Origin of the sequence: Acinetobacter sp. 'aerobic (ED)' (genome assembly GCF_904886855.1) — a bacterium.
Classification (GTDB): Bacteria; Pseudomonadota; Gammaproteobacteria; order Pseudomonadales; family Moraxellaceae; genus Acinetobacter; species Acinetobacter courvalinii.
This window is the reverse complement of the sequence record NZ_CAJHGI010000002.1, coordinates 50,244-67,039: the sequence shown is the minus strand read 5'-3', so window position 1 is coordinate 67,039 and position 16,796 is coordinate 50,244. Positions and strand designations below refer to the sequence as shown.

The following is a 16,796-nucleotide window of genomic DNA, read 5'->3' as shown; positions in this document are numbered from 1 at the left end:
CGTGCTTTAAACCTAGCTCTTTGGATAGGTTGTTTTTTAGACGGGGTGAATATGCTAAATCGTATGCTCATGAAAGGAATCATGGGACTCACATTTGCTTGCGCGAGCGCAGCATCATTTTCAGCTTCAATTGAAGGTTATTGGAAAAGTATCGAAGAACGAACCGGCGAGCAACTTTCTATTGTCGAAATCCGTAAAGGCAATGACGGTCGTTATCATGGAAAGATTATTTATCGTTATCCAAATTCGCATGGAATTGCATTAACAAACTGTACCAAATGTGCGGCACCGAATACCAATAAACCGATTCTAGGATTGGAAATTTTGTCGGGTTTTAGAGAAGATCCAAATAAACCAGATTCTTATATAGATGGGCGTGTATTAGAGCCAACATCGGGTCGTGTCTATAAAGGTAAAGGTGTGGTCACGGGTGAAGGAAAGCGTTTACGTATGCGGGGTTATATGGGCGTTTCCGCACTGGGACGTACTGTGGTCTGGCTGCGTACCGATAGCGCCACGCCTTAAATGTAATAAAAAAACCTCGAATCGATTTCGAGGTTTTTTATGGTTAAAGTGAATGGTTAAACAGGGCATGGTAAGTTTTCGTCCTCCTGTCCAATTTTTTTAGCGGCAATCAATGCCTGTACTTTTTTACTTGGCAGCTTTTCTTTGCCAAGCGCATCATAGGTATTCACAATATTGGTGACTTCTAGTGTGCTCAGCTCGATTCCTTCTGCAGTTAAAAAAACGGAAATGACATGATGATCCACACCTGCTTTTGCGAGATCATGGATCGCCTTGATATTTTCTAAACGGTAAAGATGTGCTTTTACTTCCATCGTCATCACCCTCTGTTATTTTATTGACCTAGGTTGGCATAATTGATTAAGCAATAACCATGCACAAAATGTAAAACCCAATCAAAAAATGTAAGTTAGGCGATATAACGCAACCAGTTCTGTAGTTTTTATTTAAGAATAGAAATCTGTGTTGTAATTCTGTCTAAACGTCTAGGTTCTATCCGCATTCAGTTTGAAAAGCGCGAGATCAAGCCCAATAAAACTGTTAAAACCAATGTATGCGTCTAAAGACAGGTTGTTCAAGTTGGCGTATGATCGATTGATCAAGAAGTCTTGCCAACAAGACCATCTAAACGACATGATGAAAGATAAGGAATACTGATGAATATTGCGGCACAGCCTCCTGTACAAGCAGATCAAACCATTTATTTAAAAGATTATCAAAAGCCAGCTTTTTTAGTTGAATCGATCAACCTGGATATTCAGGTTTATGATGAGCATACCCTTGTAGACTCTACATTGGTGATGAAGCGCCAGACTGCAGGTGATTTAGTCCTGCTGGGGCGTGATCTGGAATTAAAATCGATCCAGTTAAATGGTCAGGTGCTCAATGCGGATCAGTATCGTCTGGACAGTGAACAATTGGTGATCACCGATGCACCAGATGAGGTCATTATTCAAACTCAGGTAGTGATTCATCCAGAATCAAATACCCAGCTTGAAGGTCTATATCAGGCGGGTGACTTGTTTGTGACCCAGAACGAACCTGAAGGTTTCCGTAAAATTACCTTCTATCCCGATCGTCCAGATGTACTTGCTGAATTCACCACCCGGGTAGAAGCAGATAAGAAATATCCAGTATTGCTCGCAAACGGGAACTTATTGGAAACAGGTGATGCAGGTAATGGCCGTCACTTTGCCATCTGGCAAGATCCAACCAAAAAGCCTAGCTATTTATTCGCCTGCGTGATTGGTGATCTGGCGGTATTGAAAGATCGTTACACCACGTCTGAAGGTCGTGATGTGGCATTGGAAATCTATGCAATTGAAAAAGATATTCCTAAATGTCACATTGCCATGGAAGCTTTAAAACATTCAATGCGTTGGGATGAAGAACATTATGGTCGCCCTTACGATCTTGATAACTACATGATTGTTGCGGTGAGTCAGTTCAACATGGGCGCAATGGAAAATAAAGGTTTAAATATCTTTAATACCTCATGCGTGCTGGCCGATGAAGAATACACCACCGATGCTGCGATTATGCGTGTTCAATCGGTGATTGCCCATGAATATTTCCATAACTGGACCGGTAACCGGATTACCTGTCGTGACTGGTTCCAACTGTGCCTAAAAGAAGGTTTAACTGTTTTCCGTGATCAGTCTTTCTCCGAAGATTTACAATCTGCTGCGGTACAACGGATTGATGATGTGGCGGTATTAAAATCGCACCAGTTCCCTGAAGATGCAGGTCCATTGTCACATCCGCCACGTCCGGATCATTTTGTCGAGATTAATAACTTCTATACGGCGACGGTGTATGAGAAAGGTGCGGAAATTAACCGCATGATGGCGACCTTACTGGGTAAGGAAAAATATCGTCAGGGTACAGATGAATACTTCCGCCGTCATGACGGACAAGCGGTTACGGTTGAAGATTGGGTTGCTGCATTGAGCGCAGGTTCAGGTGTCGATCTCTCTAATTTTCTGACCTGGTACAACCAGCCAGGTACGCCAAAGCTAGAGGCCAAAGGTGAGTATGATGCAGCTGCACAAACTTATCGCCTCAGCTTTAAACAAAGTCTAAAAGCGCATCCTAAATATCCGGACTTGAAGGCAGTGCCAATTCCTGTAGCTCTGGCGTTATTCAATGCCCATAGCGGTGAGCAATATACCTTGCACAGCGCAGATCTGTTTGTGAATGATGTCAAAGATGGCGTGTATTTATTTGACCAGAATGAAGCCACGATTGAATTTAAAGGCGTGACTGAACAACCTGTCGTATCGTTATTGCGTAATTTCTCTGCACCTGTGAATCTGGTATTTGATTATTCCGATAATGATCTGGCTTTCCTGATTCAGCATGAAACCAATGGCTTTAACCAGTGGCAAGCCACTCAAACCTTGTTGGAACGGATTTTATTAGACGATCATAAAGCCGATATTTATATTCAGGCTATTCAAAACACCTTGCCTGAGCTGGTCAATAAAGATCCTCTATTGGCATCACGTTTATTTGATGTGCCAAGCGAAAATTATTTAGGTAGCCGTATCGATCAGGACTATGAACCTGAGCTGGTGCTGGAAAAGCGTGAAGCCGTGTTGAATCGTTTAGCACGTGAGTTAGGCTCATTCTGGAAAGACACGTATCTGGCTCTAGATCCTGAATTGCAAAAAGAGTTTTCTCTGGCAATGGGGGTGCGTGCGCTGAAAAATATCATGTTAAATATGCTGGCGCGTCAGGGTGATGATGCGGTATTTGAGCTGGCTTATGCGCAATACCAGAACACGGGCAACATGTCTGAGCGTTTAGGCGCATTACGTGTTTTGGTCTGGAATGATGCACCGCAGGCGCAAGCTGCATTAGCGGATTTTTATAACCGTTTTAAAGATGAAGCCTTGTCTCTGGATCAATGGTTTACCATTCAGGCCTCTAATCCAAATGCGACAGCGGAAACCATTGAATATCTCACCAAGCATGTGGACTATGATCTCGGTACACCCAACCGTATCCGTTCGGTTAGCGGCGGTCTGGCAGCCAATCCAGTGAATACCTGGAGCTTTGGTGTTGATCATTTTATCAGCTTGGCAGCTTATCTGGATGAAAAGAATCCAATCTTGGGCTCTCGTTTACTACAGGTGCTTTCTCGCTGGTACACATTGGCTGAACCACAACGCACTCAAGTCCAGCAAGCGCTTCAGGCCTTGCAACCGAAAGTAAAATCTAAAAATGTAGCTGAGACATTAAATAGCTTGTTAAGTATTTAATTCAAGTTTCAATTCCATTGCAAAAAGGATGTCGTCAGGCATCCTTTTTTATTTGACAATAATAATTGTCATAAATAGTATGAAAACGATTCGAATGCAATGGATGACTGCAATGGAAATAAAAATAATCACATTACCGACACGTCAAATTGAAGTAGAAGTGTATGCACCTGCACAGACTGTTGAAAAAGCACCTGCAATTTTATTGCTACACGAGTTATTTGGCATACTCGATGTCTATCGGGAAGATGCCCAAGACTTAGCCGATCGCGGTTATCTGGTCTATGTGCCAAATCTGTTTAGTGGCGGTGCAGTGAAATACTGTATTCGCGCCATGGTAAGCAAAGCAGGGCGAAGTAATGCAGCTGATAGCGAGGTCAATCAGGAAATCCATGTATTGCTGGATGCGCTTAAAGCAGACCCAAGATCGAATGGTCGTTTAGGAATGTTGGGACAGTGCCTGACCGGGGGATACGTGATTCAGATGGCAAAACGTGACGATATGCTGGCGCCTGTAGTTTATCACCATTCTTTAGGGATTGAAGGGGCTGGCATTCCGAAAAAAGAATCTCTGGATGAGGTGCGTATTTTACAAGGGCATTGGTCAAGCATCGATCCATTTTGTCCGGCAAGCAAACGCAATAAACTGATCCAGCAACTGGGAGATCGGGTAGAAGCCTATACTTATAACATGCCACATGGTTTCCGGAGTGTCAGTCGTGGTCTACCTGAAGCCAAACTGGTATGGCAGCGAACCGTTGACTTTTTTGATCGGGAATTAAAACAAAACATAATATAAATCATTGGAACAACAGGTTATTATTGCTAAATATTAACTTTTACAAATAAAAAGTGAGGGGAAAATGTCTGAGAAATACGAGTATGCCGGCTTCTGGATTCGTGTTGGTGCAGCAATTATCGATTCAATTATCGTACTGGTGGCCTTGATTCCATTAACCATGATTTTTGGCGGTGGAGAGACCACGGTCGCTTCTGATGGATTTTCATCGTTCCAGTTTATGTCTACTTCAGACTGGATATGGCAAATCATCAGCGCCATATTTTATATTTTCTGCTGGATCAAGTTTGCTGGTACACCGGGTAAGCGTTTACTGCGTTTGAAAGTGCTGGATGAAAAAACTGGAGAAAATATTAGCGTTGGGCAAGGGGTAATTCGTTATATTGGTTATATTCCTGCAACGCTGGTGTTTTTTATTGGCTTGATCTGGGTGGCTTTCGATGCCAAGAAACAAGGCTGGCACGACAAAATGGCAAAAACAGTCGTGGTAAGAGAGCTTTAATTTAGCCTGAAATTTTATCATGTAATAAAAAATTCATGGGATAGGGCTTGTGAATCAGTTCGCATGTCCTATAATGCCTTTGAATTTATTCACGGAGATCCTAAATGGGTAGTTGTTCGAGGTTCGGGTTGATCAATCGATTAAACCAAAGCGAATACTGAGCAAGATCGCCTGTTAGGTCGGCTGTCTTGCAATGAGATAGCTTTGAGATAAATTTTAACCCTTCTGTATAATTTTGCTGTATTCACAAAATTTATTCTATTGACTGCAACCTGTTTAGTTTCTCACCTAAAATGGGGAGAAGCCTATGTTCTTTCATGCGTCCATTCAATGGCTTGCTGTTATTCATGTATTTGTTTTATCTGGTTTATTGCTGACACAAAAAACGAAGGCTGGCCCGCTGATCAATACCGATGATGTCTCGATTACAACGGCACAGCATTGTCAGTTGGAAAGTACCTATACGCGTAATAAAGATGGCAGTTGGGGCTATCAAGTTGTGCCTGCCTGTAATCTTAATGAAAATTTAGAAATATCATTAGGTTATCATTCCAGCAAGGATATTGATCAGATTCATGGTTTTTCAGCTCAGGCCAAAACCATATTAAAACCGATGGAAAATGATTGGGCTGTTGGCTCTAGTTTGTTGCTCTCACGGGATGATGTTTCACATCATGGTGGCCAGCTGGACTGGTTTTTCAATGTACCTGTAAGTTTTGAATTTTTAGATCAACGTTTAGCTCTAGATACCAATATTGGTTATCAACATGCCGATGAGCATCTGGTACGTTGGGGTGTGGCTTCAACCTATAATGTGACGGATCGGCTGGGGTTAATCCTTGAAACCTATAATCAGGATCGTCAGGCACCGTTCTTTCAGACCGCAGTGCAGTACAGTATTATTCCCAATGTGTTAAGTCTGGAAGCATCCTTTGGTGATCGCTTGCGTGCAGAGAAACAGCACTGGTTCGGCTTGGGACTGAGTTTTACGCCGTCATCATAATTGCAGCTTTTCATAATATCCTTCATTCAAAATCATGAATAATAAAGAGGTGGAATATGCAATTAAAATTTCTGCAACATACCGATTTTTCTAATATTCTGGATACTTTAATCAGTCTTTCTGTCGCATTTATTTTAGGTGCGCTGATTGGTTTTGAACGTCAATACCGGCAGCGTACTGCAGGTTTACGGACCAATGTACTGGTAGCAGTCGGGGCTGCCATTTTTGTGGATATTGCGATTAATCTGACGGGCGCTGATGGGGCGGTTCGGGTGATTGCCTATGTAGTTTCAGGGATTGGCTTCTTGGGTGCAGGTGTGATTATGCGTCAGGAAGGCAATATTCATGGTCTCAATACTGCGGCAACATTATGGTGTTCAGCAGCAGTCGGGGCGTCTGCGGGTGCAGATCTGGTGATTGAAGCGATATTGGCGACCTTATTTATTCTAGCGGCAAATACCTTGCTAAGACCGATAGTTCATGCGATTGACCGCCGTCCGCTGGATGATGATACTGAGGTCATGCATGTGATATATATTATTTGTGATCGTAGTCACAGCAAAGCAGTCATGAATGAGCTGAATCTGACCTTGATGCATCATCATTATCCTGCCAAAGATATTGAGGTCACGCCCTTTGGTGAAAAAGAGGTCGAGATTGAAGTGACACTGATTGCCACCTCGATTGAAGCAGAAGAAGCGCAGCATATCATTAACCACCTGAATGCCATGCCGCAGGTTCGTCAGGCCTTTTGGGACAAAAATACCATTAATTAAGTTTAGGAAAATCTTCCCCTAAAGCATCGAATTGGGATGCATTGTCCTATAAATGATATATATGGCCTGTATTGTTTCATTTAAAATGAAACACACATGATAACAATGAGAACAGTATGAGTTCAGAAGCACATTCTATCAGTTTAATTGCACCAGTGGTTTTGCTGGCTGCCGCTGTCGTTGCCGTCCCGATATTTAAGCGGATCGGGTTAGGTTCGGTGCTGGGATATTTGATTGCCGGATTAATTATTGGGCCATTTGGGTTCGCATTTTTCCATGATTCCGCCTCGATTCTGCATATTGCGGAACTGGGGATCGTGATGTACCTGTTTGTGATCGGGCTAGAAATGCAGCCTTCTCATCTGTGGAGCCTAAGACGGGAAATTTTTGGTCTGGGCACTTTACAGATCGTGGCATGTGGTCTGGCATTAACTGGGGTAGGGCTGCTGTTTGGCTTTAGCTGGCAGGTGGCTTTCATCGGGGCAGCTGGATTTGTACTGACCTCCACTGCGATTGTGATGCAACTGTTGGGAGATCGGGGTGATATTACCCAGCCTCATGGGCAAAAGATTGTCGCTATTTTATTATTTGAAGACTTGCTGATTGTTCCTTTACTAGCCATTGTCGCCTTTATGGCACCAAATCACGTGGTTGAAAGTACCTCTACACGTCTTGAAAGTATCGGTATCAGTTTAATTGCCATTGCCGGACTGATAGCTGCGGGTTACTGGCTATTAAATCCTTTATTCAGGTTGCTTGCTGCTGCAAAAGCCCGTGAAGTCATGACAGCCGCTGCGCTTCTGGTGGTTTTAGGCGCAGCCTTGTTGATGCAGGTCAGCGGACTGTCTATGGCGATGGGGGCTTTCCTGGCAGGGGTATTATTATCGGAATCTACCTTTAGACATCAGATTGAAGCCGATATTGAGCCTTTCCGTGGATTATTGCTGGGCCTGTTTTTCCTGGGCGTCGGCATGTCGCTTGATTTATCTGTGGTTGCACAAAACTGGCAACTGATTCTGAGTGGCGTCATCGCCATGATGTTTGCCAAGGCGCTGATGATTTATATCGTGGCGCGTGTAACCAAAAGCCCGCATACCGAAGCTTTAGATCGTGCGTTGCTGATGGCACAAGGCGGTGAGTTTGCTTTTGTACTGTTTGCCGCTGCAGTCAGTGCCCAGGTGATTGATAACACGGTCAAGTCTAATCTGACCGCGATTGTCGTGCTTTCTATGGTGTTGACCCCGATCGTGGGAATTCTGTTTAAACGCTTCACTGAAAGCAAAGACCCGATTAATCTGGATAATGTCACGGTTGCCGAAGGTTTGAGTGGCAGTATTTTAATGATTGGTTTTGGTCGTTTTGGTCAGGTTACCAGTCAGCTGTTACTGGCACGTGGTGTTGATGTCACCATTATTGATAATGATATCGACATGATACAAAACGCAGAGAAATTCGGTTTTAAAATTTATTATGGTGATGGTTGCCGTCTGGATATCTTGCATGCCTCTGGTGCTGCGACAGCACAAGCCATTGTTGTCTGCGTGGATAGTAAGGAAACCACCAACCGCATTGTGGAACTGGTCACACATGAATTTCCATTGGCAAAGTTACTGGTTCGCTCTTATGACCGTGAACATTCGCTCTATCTCGTGAAACAGAAAGTGGATTATATGATTCGCGAAACCTTCGAGTCTGCAATCAAGTTTGGTGGTGTGATCTTGCAAGAGTTAGGGGTAGAGCAAGATGAAGTACAACGGATTACCGATGAAATTCGTGACCGTGACGAAGAGCGTTTTGAAACAGAAATTGCGGCTGATGATGTATATGCAGGTGTCGGATTGCAATATACCCATGCGCATCCACGTCCGACTGCTCCGTTGATTCGTCCTAAACAGGCGGCCAGAATTTTAAATGACCAAGAAGCACAAAAGGATTTAGACGAAAAGTAGTCCTCAATATGAGCTAGGTTGAGCCCTCATCCTGATGAGGGCTTTTTTATATTAGAGATAAATTAAATGAAATATCTCGAATAATGACCAGTGCTATGGGACTTCGATTTGAATATGTTTTGACTTAGCAACCCAATAGAGATCAGACTAAATCGGTTAAGACAGGGTTGAGGTAGCCAGTCTTAAACCAAAACCAAAGAACAGAATGCCGACCAGAAAAATACCTGCGGCTGCAATTTTATAATTATGTTTAAAGAAATTTGCCAGTTTAATACCTGAAAAAATTAATGCCGTCAGATAACTGAAACTGACCAGTTGCAGAATGATCGCCAGAATTAAAAAGCTTAAAGCTGGATAGGCATAACTTGGCTCAACAAACTGAACAAAGAAGGACAGGAAAAACAAGATTGCTTTCGGGTTAAGCAGGCTAATGCTTAACGCGGTACGGTAGGGATGAACCTGGTCTAAATTGGGTAAAGCCGCCAGCTCAGCATGATGCGGCGGCTTGTTCCATGTCTGGTAAGCGCCTTGTAGCAATTTGAAACCCAAATAGGCCAGATAAGCCGCTCCAGTGATTTTTAAAATCACAAACAGGATTGGGAAGGCTTTTAATAAGGAGGCTGCGCCCAGAACGGTACAGAGAATTAAAATAAAATCACCGGTAAATACGCCACAGGCTGCCGCATAGCCAGTACGGATGCCATAACGCGAGGCGACCGACATCACATATAATGAGTTGGGGCCAGGTAATAACACAATTAAGATTGTCCCAATTATATAAGTGGTTAAATCTGTTATACCGAACACGATGAAAACTCATTAAAAAACCGATTTTCGCTAATATAGCAAAAATCGGTTTTTATGGGTGAAAATTCGACTAATTATGGCTTGATTTCAGCATCAATTCCAAAAGATTGACGCAGCAATAAACTCAGTTGATCACGGGCCTTGATAAAGCCGTCGATACCGCCTTGCAGTAACTGGAATGCCATCAAATCCTGCTCAAGTTCAGCCTTAAAGCTTTCTTTGGTTTGCGCTGGACGCTCAATTTTTTCAGCTTGCTGGGCTGACTCAACGCTCAATTGGGCTTCAACCTTTTGCTGATCCTGTTCAAGTTGAGCCAACAGGTTTGGTGCAATTGTCAGTAAATCGCAACCTGCCAGACCCAATACCTGAGCGGTACTGCGGAAGCTTGCACCCATGACTTGGGTCTGAATACCTTGCTGTTTGTAATAATTGTAGATTTTCTTGACTGAAAGTACACCTGGATCTTTGGCAATTGGATATTGCTCAACACCTTCTGCTTTTTTATACCAGTCAAGAATACGACCCACGAAAGGTGAGATCAGGGTAACTTTTGCATCTGCACAGGCTTGTGCCTGATGTAAACCAAACAGCAGGGTGAGGTTACACGGAATACCTTCTGCTTCGAGTACTTTAGCCGCCTGAATACCTTCCCATGTTGAAGCAATCTTGATCAGAATACGCGATTGCTCGATACCATAACCTTGATATAGCTTAGACAATTCGCGTGCTTTGGCAATGGTGGCGTCGGTATCATAAGACAAAGAAGCATCTACTTCAGTTGAAACCCGGCCTTCAATCAGTTTTAAAATTTCCACACCGAATTTTACGGTCAAGATATCAATGGTACGCTCGATTAACTCGTCGCTTTGATAACCTTCCTGTTTTGCTTGGGTATAGGCATCTTCAATCAGTGCACGGCTTTCGGGTAACTCCGCGGCAGCCGTGATCAATGAAGGGTTGGTTGTTGCGTCGAGTGGACGAAATTTCTCAATTGCTTCCAAGTCACTACTATCGGCAACAACAGTGGTTAAATCTTTTAATTGGTATAAGGCATTCTGAGTCATTGATATAGCGTTCTTACTTAAACATATTATTGGTAATTTCTTTTATAACATAATCCAGACCAAAGCAAAGCATCGCTTTTGTTGGCAGAGTTATTCCTTAAGGTTATCTTTTATTACCGGTATGTTGACGTTGTTTACGGATATGATCAATCAGGAATCTTGCTGCTGCACCGAGTTCACTTTCCCGGCTCCAGACCAGATCGACATAGTATTCAAATTTAGGTGTGAAATCATACAGATCCAGAATTTTTAGTTTTTTACGCAATTCAGGATTTTCATTAAACATCTCTAAAGGCAAAACCCCCCAACCCAGATTACGCACAATCATCATACATGCCGAATGATGATTGTCGGTACGCCAATAATCTTTGGAATAAAGTAATTCAGGTCGAATGGTGTTATCACGACTTGCGACGACAATTTGCCGGGTCTGCACCATTTGCTCAAAGGAAACCTTGTCCAGTTCTGCCAAGGGATTAATTTTTGCAATGACGGGAACAAGTGCTTCTCTTTTTAACTCAACAAACTGTTCGCGACTGTCCAGTTGCTCCCGTTCAAACATCAGGGCGAGCTGAGCGCTTTGATCAAGCAACATTTGCAGAGCATCCTCTTGCGGTGCTGAAACCACATTCAATGACAGGCTCGGAAAGTGTTGATCGAGCAGGGTAATGTAGTCTGTCCAGTTGGTATGTAGCAGCTCCGACACCACCACTATATTTAAGGTCGATTCCAGTCCCGTACTTAGCGCATGGGCATGCTGTTTCCATTGATTCATTTCGATCAGTAATTGCTGGGTTTTTTCATATAAAACCCATGCTTCTGCGGTTGGCGTTGGTTCGCGGCCGATCCGTTCAAATAGTTTCAGATCGAGATCGATTTCCAGATTGGCAATCGACATACTGACCGCTGAAGGAACTTTACCTAATTTACGGGCAGCGGCAGAAAAGGAACCTGTCTCGATGACCGTCTGAAACATGAGAAGTTGTTCTTGATTAATATTCATTTGTCAAAAAAACTGAAAGAATCTGATTGGATTAATCAATATTATAAAAATAAAATAGCCACTATCCAAACAAGAGAGTGTTACAAAAATGTTGATTTCCAAAAGAAGACTCGTTCATGCGATCAGCTATGAAGTGATTTTATTGGTCATCATCGCGATTGCGTTAAGTTTTATTTTCAGTATGCCACTCGAAGTAACAGGTATTCTAGGTACGATCATGGCGGTGATTTCAGTATTCTGGAATATGATTTTTAACCATTATTTCGAAAAAGTAGAGCATAAATATCAATGGGAAAGAACAGTTCCTGTCCGTATTTTGCATGCGATCGGATTTGAAGGCGGCTTGATGCTTGCAACCATTCCAATCATTGCCTATTTGATGAAAATGACTATCATTGAAGCCATCATTTTGGACTTTGGTTTAACCATGTGTATTCTGGTATATACCTTCATCTTCCAGTGGTGCTATGACATGATTGAAGGACGTTTCTTTCCAAATGCCAAACTGGCATCATAATTTATAATAAAGATTAAAAATAAAGCACTTTTCATTATTTGATGAAAGGTGCTTTTTTACATGTTGGCAATTGACTTGATTTGCTTACAGTATCGATAAGGTCAGACCATTCAAGACAGGTCAACCCAGAGTTCATATGAAAATTATTTTTCGTGATTGGCCTGTAGATAATTTGGATATCCCTATTGATCGAATGGTTGTTCGGGAATCCCATTAAAAAATACATTTATAAGGTTCTAAGAACTCAGTAATGAGAGAGTACTTAAAAATATACTAGGGCTTATCTATGCAAGATAAATTGTCTCCTGAGGTAATAATCGGGTGGCTTCATCCAATTTATTGTCTTCTATTAATGCATGAATTTGATGAGCTAGTGGAGTCACATCTGTAATCGATTTAATCCATTCATTAACATATAATTGAACAGCCTCGTGACCAAGCCCTATTTGTATTGCTCTATGATCAAGAGGATTTAATTTCAAATCTCGTTCAGGATCCCACTGGATACGAACAGGAGAACTTGATTTGAGTCGTTGCCACTGTTCCTGACTCATTGATGGATCTGGATGGCTTAAGCAGCTATGTGCCAACGCCCATTCAAAACCTTCACGCGTTATATCGATAGCCAATATTCGGCTTTGTCCCTTATCTTTGAATCCCCAACCAGACCGATACATCATCCAAAGAAATGAGGGTTTAATCCATGTCATTCTTTCCATCTTGAAGGGAGGGGAAACAAAAGTCTGATTTTCTAGTGCGGTGTTGGCAATAACGTCAGAATAAGCCTGGTATACACGTATGGTTTTATCGTTATAGACGGCACGAATTTGATGAGTAGGAATATTAGTTAACATAAACTTGTTCAATTATCTCACTTTTATATATTTAAATATTTGTTTTTTATAATAAAATTAAGTTTATCTTTTTAAAGGTTCAGATTTATTAAACTTAAATTATTGGGTTAAAATAACAAATAAAATAGCCTAAGTAAATTAAAATGCTTTTAATCGAACCGCGAATTTCTTCTTTAACTAAAAAACATCATGCTAAAATAGGGGACTTATCTTTTTAGATTGCATGATTTTCTCTATGTTCCAACAAGAAATCTCTCAATTAAACCTACAACAATTTAAAGCGGGCGAGAAACGCTGGATTGGTTCCTTGCTGGGATCATCGGCTGCATTATTATTCAAAGAAATCGCAACTCAAAGCTCCAATCTCTATGTGATTGTGGCTCGAAATAATCAGCATCTGGCCCAACTGGAAAGTGAACTCGAGTTTTATGGGATTAAGCCGACCATATTTCCGGATTGGGAAATTTTGCCGTATGACCGTTTGTCTCCGCATCAGGATATTGTGTCTGAGCGTTTGGCGATTTTGTCGCATATGCCGCAAAAGGGCATTTTACTGATTTCGGCGAGTACGCTAGCGCAGCGTGTTGCACCTTATTCATGGGTAGTAGGGGAACACTTTGATATTAAGGTTGGGCAAAAGCTCGATTTAGAAGTACAAAAAAAGCAGTTGGTGCAAGCGGGTTATCGTCTGGTAGATACGGTATATGATCACGGCGAATTTGCTGTTCGCGGTAGTATCATGGATATTTTTGCTTCTGGACAAGATCAACCGATTCGGATTGACTTGTTTGATGATGAAATTGAAAGCTTAAAATTCTTTGATCCAGAAACGCAGCGTACGACAGAATCATTAAAAAACTTCACAGTGTTACCTGCGAAAGAATTTCCTTTAAAAGAAGGGCGTTCTATTTTCAGAGACCGTTATGCAGAAAGTTTCCCAACGGCAAATCCAAAGAAAAATCCAATTTATCAGGATGTGCTTGAAGGTATTTCGACTCCTGGATTAGAGTTTTATCTGCCATTATTCTTTGATAAAAAGGTGATGGAAGCGCAAAGTATGTTCACGACATACTTACCAAAGCATTGCGTTGTCATTACAAATAATGAAATTGAAGATGAATTAATCAATTTCTGGAAAGAAGTGATGCGTCGCTATGAAGACCGTCGCCATAACATTGATCAACCGATTTTGCCGCCTGAAGAACTATTCTTGATGCCGAATCATGTATTGCAGGCACTCAATCAGTTCCCAAGAATTATAGCCTCAACAGATGCATTTGAAGCAAAAGCAGGTGTATTAAATCTGGCTGCTGAGCAACCGCCAAAATTGCCCGTTGATCCGAAAAAGCCACAACCTTTCGATGCAGTTAAACAGTATATCGATCAGGCTAAACATCCTGTGTTGTTGGTGGCAGAAAGTGCGGGTCGTCGTGAAACCTTAAAAGATGCGCTACGTTCTGTTTTGGGCGAAATTCAAAATGTAGAGAGTTTTGCCCAGTTTCAGAAAGATAAATTATCGGTCGCTATTACCAGTGCCCCTTTAGATCGTGGTTTGTTGCTTACAGATCAGCTATCGGTCATTTCAGAAAATCAACTGTATGAACATCGGGTGGTGCAGCGCCGTCGTAAGCGTCAGCAGGAAGTTTCAGAAGAATTTTTAATTCGTAGTTTAACCGAGCTAAGCATTGGTGCGCCTGTGGTGCATATCGATCATGGGGTCGGACGTTATGCGGGCTTGGTGACGCTGGAAATTGATGAGCAGGATCATGAATTTTTACAGCTAGATTATGCCGATGGCGCAAAAGTCTACGTTCCTGTCACCAATTTACATCTGATCAGCCGTTATAGTGGCGGGGACCCAGATCTGGCCCCGTTGCATAAGCTGGGTACAGATACCTGGAGCAAAGCGAAACGTAAGGCTTTGGAGCAGATTCATGATGTGGCGGCTGAACTGCTGCACATTCAGGCGCGTCGTCAGTCCAAACCCGGTTTTGCCTTTGAGCTGGACCATACCGGCTATATGCAATTTGCCAGCGGCTTTGCTTATGAGGAAACGCTCGATCAGGCCAATGCCATTGAAGCGACTATTCATGATATGCAACTGGCCAAACCGATGGATCGTCTGGTCTGTGGTGATGTTGGTTTTGGTAAGACCGAAGTGGCGATGCGTGCAGCATTTGTGGCGGTACAGAACAATAAACAGGTGGCGGTACTGGTGCCAACCACCTTACTGGCGCAACAGCATTATGAATCCTTTAAAGACCGTTTTGCCGATACGGCAGTGCGTATCGAAGTGCTTTCTCGATTTGGTAGTAACAAAGCCCATTTAAAAATTATTGAAGATTTGGCCGATGGTAAGGTCGATATTGTGGTCGGCACACATAAAATCCTGCAAGAAAACGTGCAATTTAAGAATCTTGGCCTGATGATTGTGGACGAAGAGCATCGTTTTGGTGTGCGTGACAAAGAACGGATCAAGGCGCTACGTGCCGATGTGGATATGCTAACGCTGACAGCGACACCGATTCCACGTACCTTGAATATGGCTTTCTCTGGCATGCGTGATCTCTCGATTATTGCCACGCCGCCAGCACGTCGTTTAGCGGTGAAAACCTTTGTTCAAGAACATACCGATGATTCGGTGAAAGAAGCGATTCTGCGTGAATTGTTGCGTGGTGGGCAGGTGTACTTCCTGCACAATGAAGTGGATACCATCGAACGGACAGCCGAAAATATCCGTCATCTGGTGCCTGAAGCACGTGTTGCGGTGGCACATGGGCAAATGCGTGAACGTGAACTTGAGCAGGTAATGCAACAGTTCTACCACAAGGAATATAACGTATTGGTGTGCTCGACCATTATCGAGACCGGTATTGATGTGCCAAATGCCAATACCATTATTATCGAACGCGCAGATAAGCTCGGCCTTGCACAATTACACCAGTTGCGTGGTCGTGTTGGACGTTCCCATCATCAGGCCTATGCCTATTTATTGGTGCCATCCATCAAGCATTTAAAAGGGGATGCAGAGAAACGACTTGATGCCATTCAACGTGCTTCAACGCTGGGTGCGGGCTTTATGCTGGCAACCGAAGATCTGGAAATTCGTGGGGCGGGTGAGCTGCTCGGTGAGCAGCAAAGCGGTTCGATGCAGGCGATCGGTTATAGTCTGTATATGGAAATGCTTGAGAAAGCGACCAAAGCAATCCAGAAGGGTAAAACCCCGAACTTTGATGCACCACTGTCATTAACGGCTGAAATTAACTTACATATGCCAGCGTTAATTCCGGATGACTATCTTGGGGACGTACATCAGCGCCTGTTGTTCTATAAGCGCATCAGTAATACCGATAGTCAGGAAAAGCTTGATAACATTCGTATGGAGCTGATTGACCGTTTTGGGATTCCGCCACAACCGGTGAAACAGCTATTTAGCGTACACCAGTTGCGTTTAAAGGCAGAGCAACTGGGTATTACCAAAATTGATATCAACAGCAATGGCGGGTATATCGAGTTTTCTCCAGATACGCCTGTACAGGCGATCAGTATCATTCAACTGATGCAGAAGCAGCCGACGTATTACCGGATGGAAGGCGGGCAACGCTTGAAAGTCATGGTGCAACTAGCGGAATATGACAAGCGAATCCAGTTCATTATTGACCTGCTCAACAAGCTGGTGAGCGAGTTGAATTAGTATCTTGAAAAATGATCGTTGAGTGTTAAATGAGCAAGTT

14 protein-coding genes are annotated in these 16,796 nt (G+C 42.8%); 9 read left to right on the top strand and 5 right to left on the bottom strand.

The features are described 5' to 3' along the window. Window positions 1-51 precede the first annotated feature (51 nt). Window positions 52-525, top strand: a complete 474-nt coding sequence (locus JO943_RS03835) for a DUF2147 domain-containing protein (protein ID WP_005284914.1) — start codon at window positions 52-54, stop codon at window positions 523-525. Window positions 526-581: 56 nt separating this feature from the next. Here JO943_RS03835 and JO943_RS03830 read toward each other — a convergent pair whose 3' ends face one another. After that, entirely contained in the window at window positions 582-839 is a 258-nt protein-coding gene (locus tag JO943_RS03830) for a hypothetical protein (protein WP_005284917.1), read from the bottom strand. 342 nt (window positions 840-1,181) lie between these two features. Between JO943_RS03830 and pepN the strand changes: the two genes are divergently transcribed. The 6 genes from pepN to JO943_RS03800 all read left to right on the top strand — a co-directional run bounded on the left by pepN (window position 1,182) and on the right by JO943_RS03800 (window position 8,817). Further along, window positions 1,182-3,788 carry an aminopeptidase N gene (gene pepN, locus JO943_RS03825; RefSeq protein ID WP_202740040.1) on the top strand — a complete coding sequence of 869 codons (2,607 nt, stop codon included), beginning with the start codon at window positions 1,182-1,184 and terminating at the stop codon, window positions 3,786-3,788. 112 nt (window positions 3,789-3,900) lie between these two features. Further along, window positions 3,901-4,587: a dienelactone hydrolase family protein gene (locus tag JO943_RS03820; protein WP_202740039.1), complete on the top strand. Its 687-nt coding sequence runs from the start codon at window positions 3,901-3,903 to the stop codon at window positions 4,585-4,587. Window positions 4,588-4,651: 64 nt separating this feature from the next. Further along, a complete protein-coding gene (locus tag JO943_RS03815) occupies window positions 4,652-5,089 on the top strand; it encodes an RDD family protein (RefSeq protein WP_005284927.1) in 438 nt (145 codons plus the stop codon). Window positions 5,090-5,396: 307 nt separating this feature from the next. Continuing rightward, entirely contained in the window at window positions 5,397-6,092 is a 696-nt protein-coding gene (locus JO943_RS03810) for a hypothetical protein (protein ID WP_202740038.1), read from the top strand. Between the two features lie 56 nt (window positions 6,093-6,148). Then, window positions 6,149-6,868: an MgtC/SapB family protein gene (locus tag JO943_RS03805; protein ID WP_202740037.1), complete on the top strand. Its 720-nt coding sequence runs from the start codon at window positions 6,149-6,151 to the stop codon at window positions 6,866-6,868. A 116-nt stretch (window positions 6,869-6,984) separates the two neighbouring features. Continuing rightward, window positions 6,985-8,817: a monovalent cation:proton antiporter-2 (CPA2) family protein gene (locus JO943_RS03800; protein WP_202740036.1), complete on the top strand. Its 1,833-nt coding sequence runs from the start codon at window positions 6,985-6,987 to the stop codon at window positions 8,815-8,817. Between the two features lie 156 nt (window positions 8,818-8,973). Here JO943_RS03800 and leuE read toward each other — a convergent pair whose 3' ends face one another. The 3 genes from leuE to JO943_RS03785 form a co-directional block, all read right to left on the bottom strand. Continuing rightward, entirely contained in the window at window positions 8,974-9,624 is a 651-nt protein-coding gene (gene leuE / locus JO943_RS03795) for a leucine efflux protein LeuE (RefSeq protein ID WP_032867283.1), read from the bottom strand. Between the two features lie 74 nt (window positions 9,625-9,698). Next, on the bottom strand, window positions 9,699-10,688 hold the full coding sequence (gene tal, locus JO943_RS03790) for a transaldolase (RefSeq protein ID WP_202740035.1): 990 nt from the start codon (window positions 10,686-10,688) through the stop codon (window positions 9,699-9,701). A 103-nt stretch (window positions 10,689-10,791) separates the two neighbouring features. Then, complete coding sequence (locus tag JO943_RS03785) at window positions 10,792-11,691, bottom strand: LysR family transcriptional regulator (protein ID WP_199950317.1); 900 nt, start codon at window positions 11,689-11,691, stop codon at window positions 10,792-10,794. An 88-nt stretch (window positions 11,692-11,779) separates the two neighbouring features. Here JO943_RS03785 and aceI point away from each other — a divergent pair, with 88 nt between their 5' ends. Further along, window positions 11,780-12,208, top strand: coding sequence for a chlorhexidine efflux PACE transporter AceI (aceI, locus tag JO943_RS03780; protein WP_202740034.1), 429 nt, complete (start codon window positions 11,780-11,782; stop codon window positions 12,206-12,208). Between the two features lie 284 nt (window positions 12,209-12,492). On the opposite strand, the gene JO943_RS03775 is transcribed toward aceI, so the two are convergent. Continuing rightward, window positions 12,493-13,062 carry a DUF4291 domain-containing protein gene (locus JO943_RS03775; protein WP_199950318.1) on the bottom strand — a complete coding sequence of 190 codons (570 nt, stop codon included), beginning with the start codon at window positions 13,060-13,062 and terminating at the stop codon, window positions 12,493-12,495. 235 nt (window positions 13,063-13,297) lie between these two features. On the opposite strand from JO943_RS03775, the gene mfd reads away from it, so the two are divergent. Further along, window positions 13,298-16,756, top strand: coding sequence for a transcription-repair coupling factor (gene mfd / locus JO943_RS03770; protein ID WP_202740033.1), 3,459 nt, complete (start codon window positions 13,298-13,300; stop codon window positions 16,754-16,756). Window positions 16,757-16,796 lie beyond the last annotated feature (40 nt).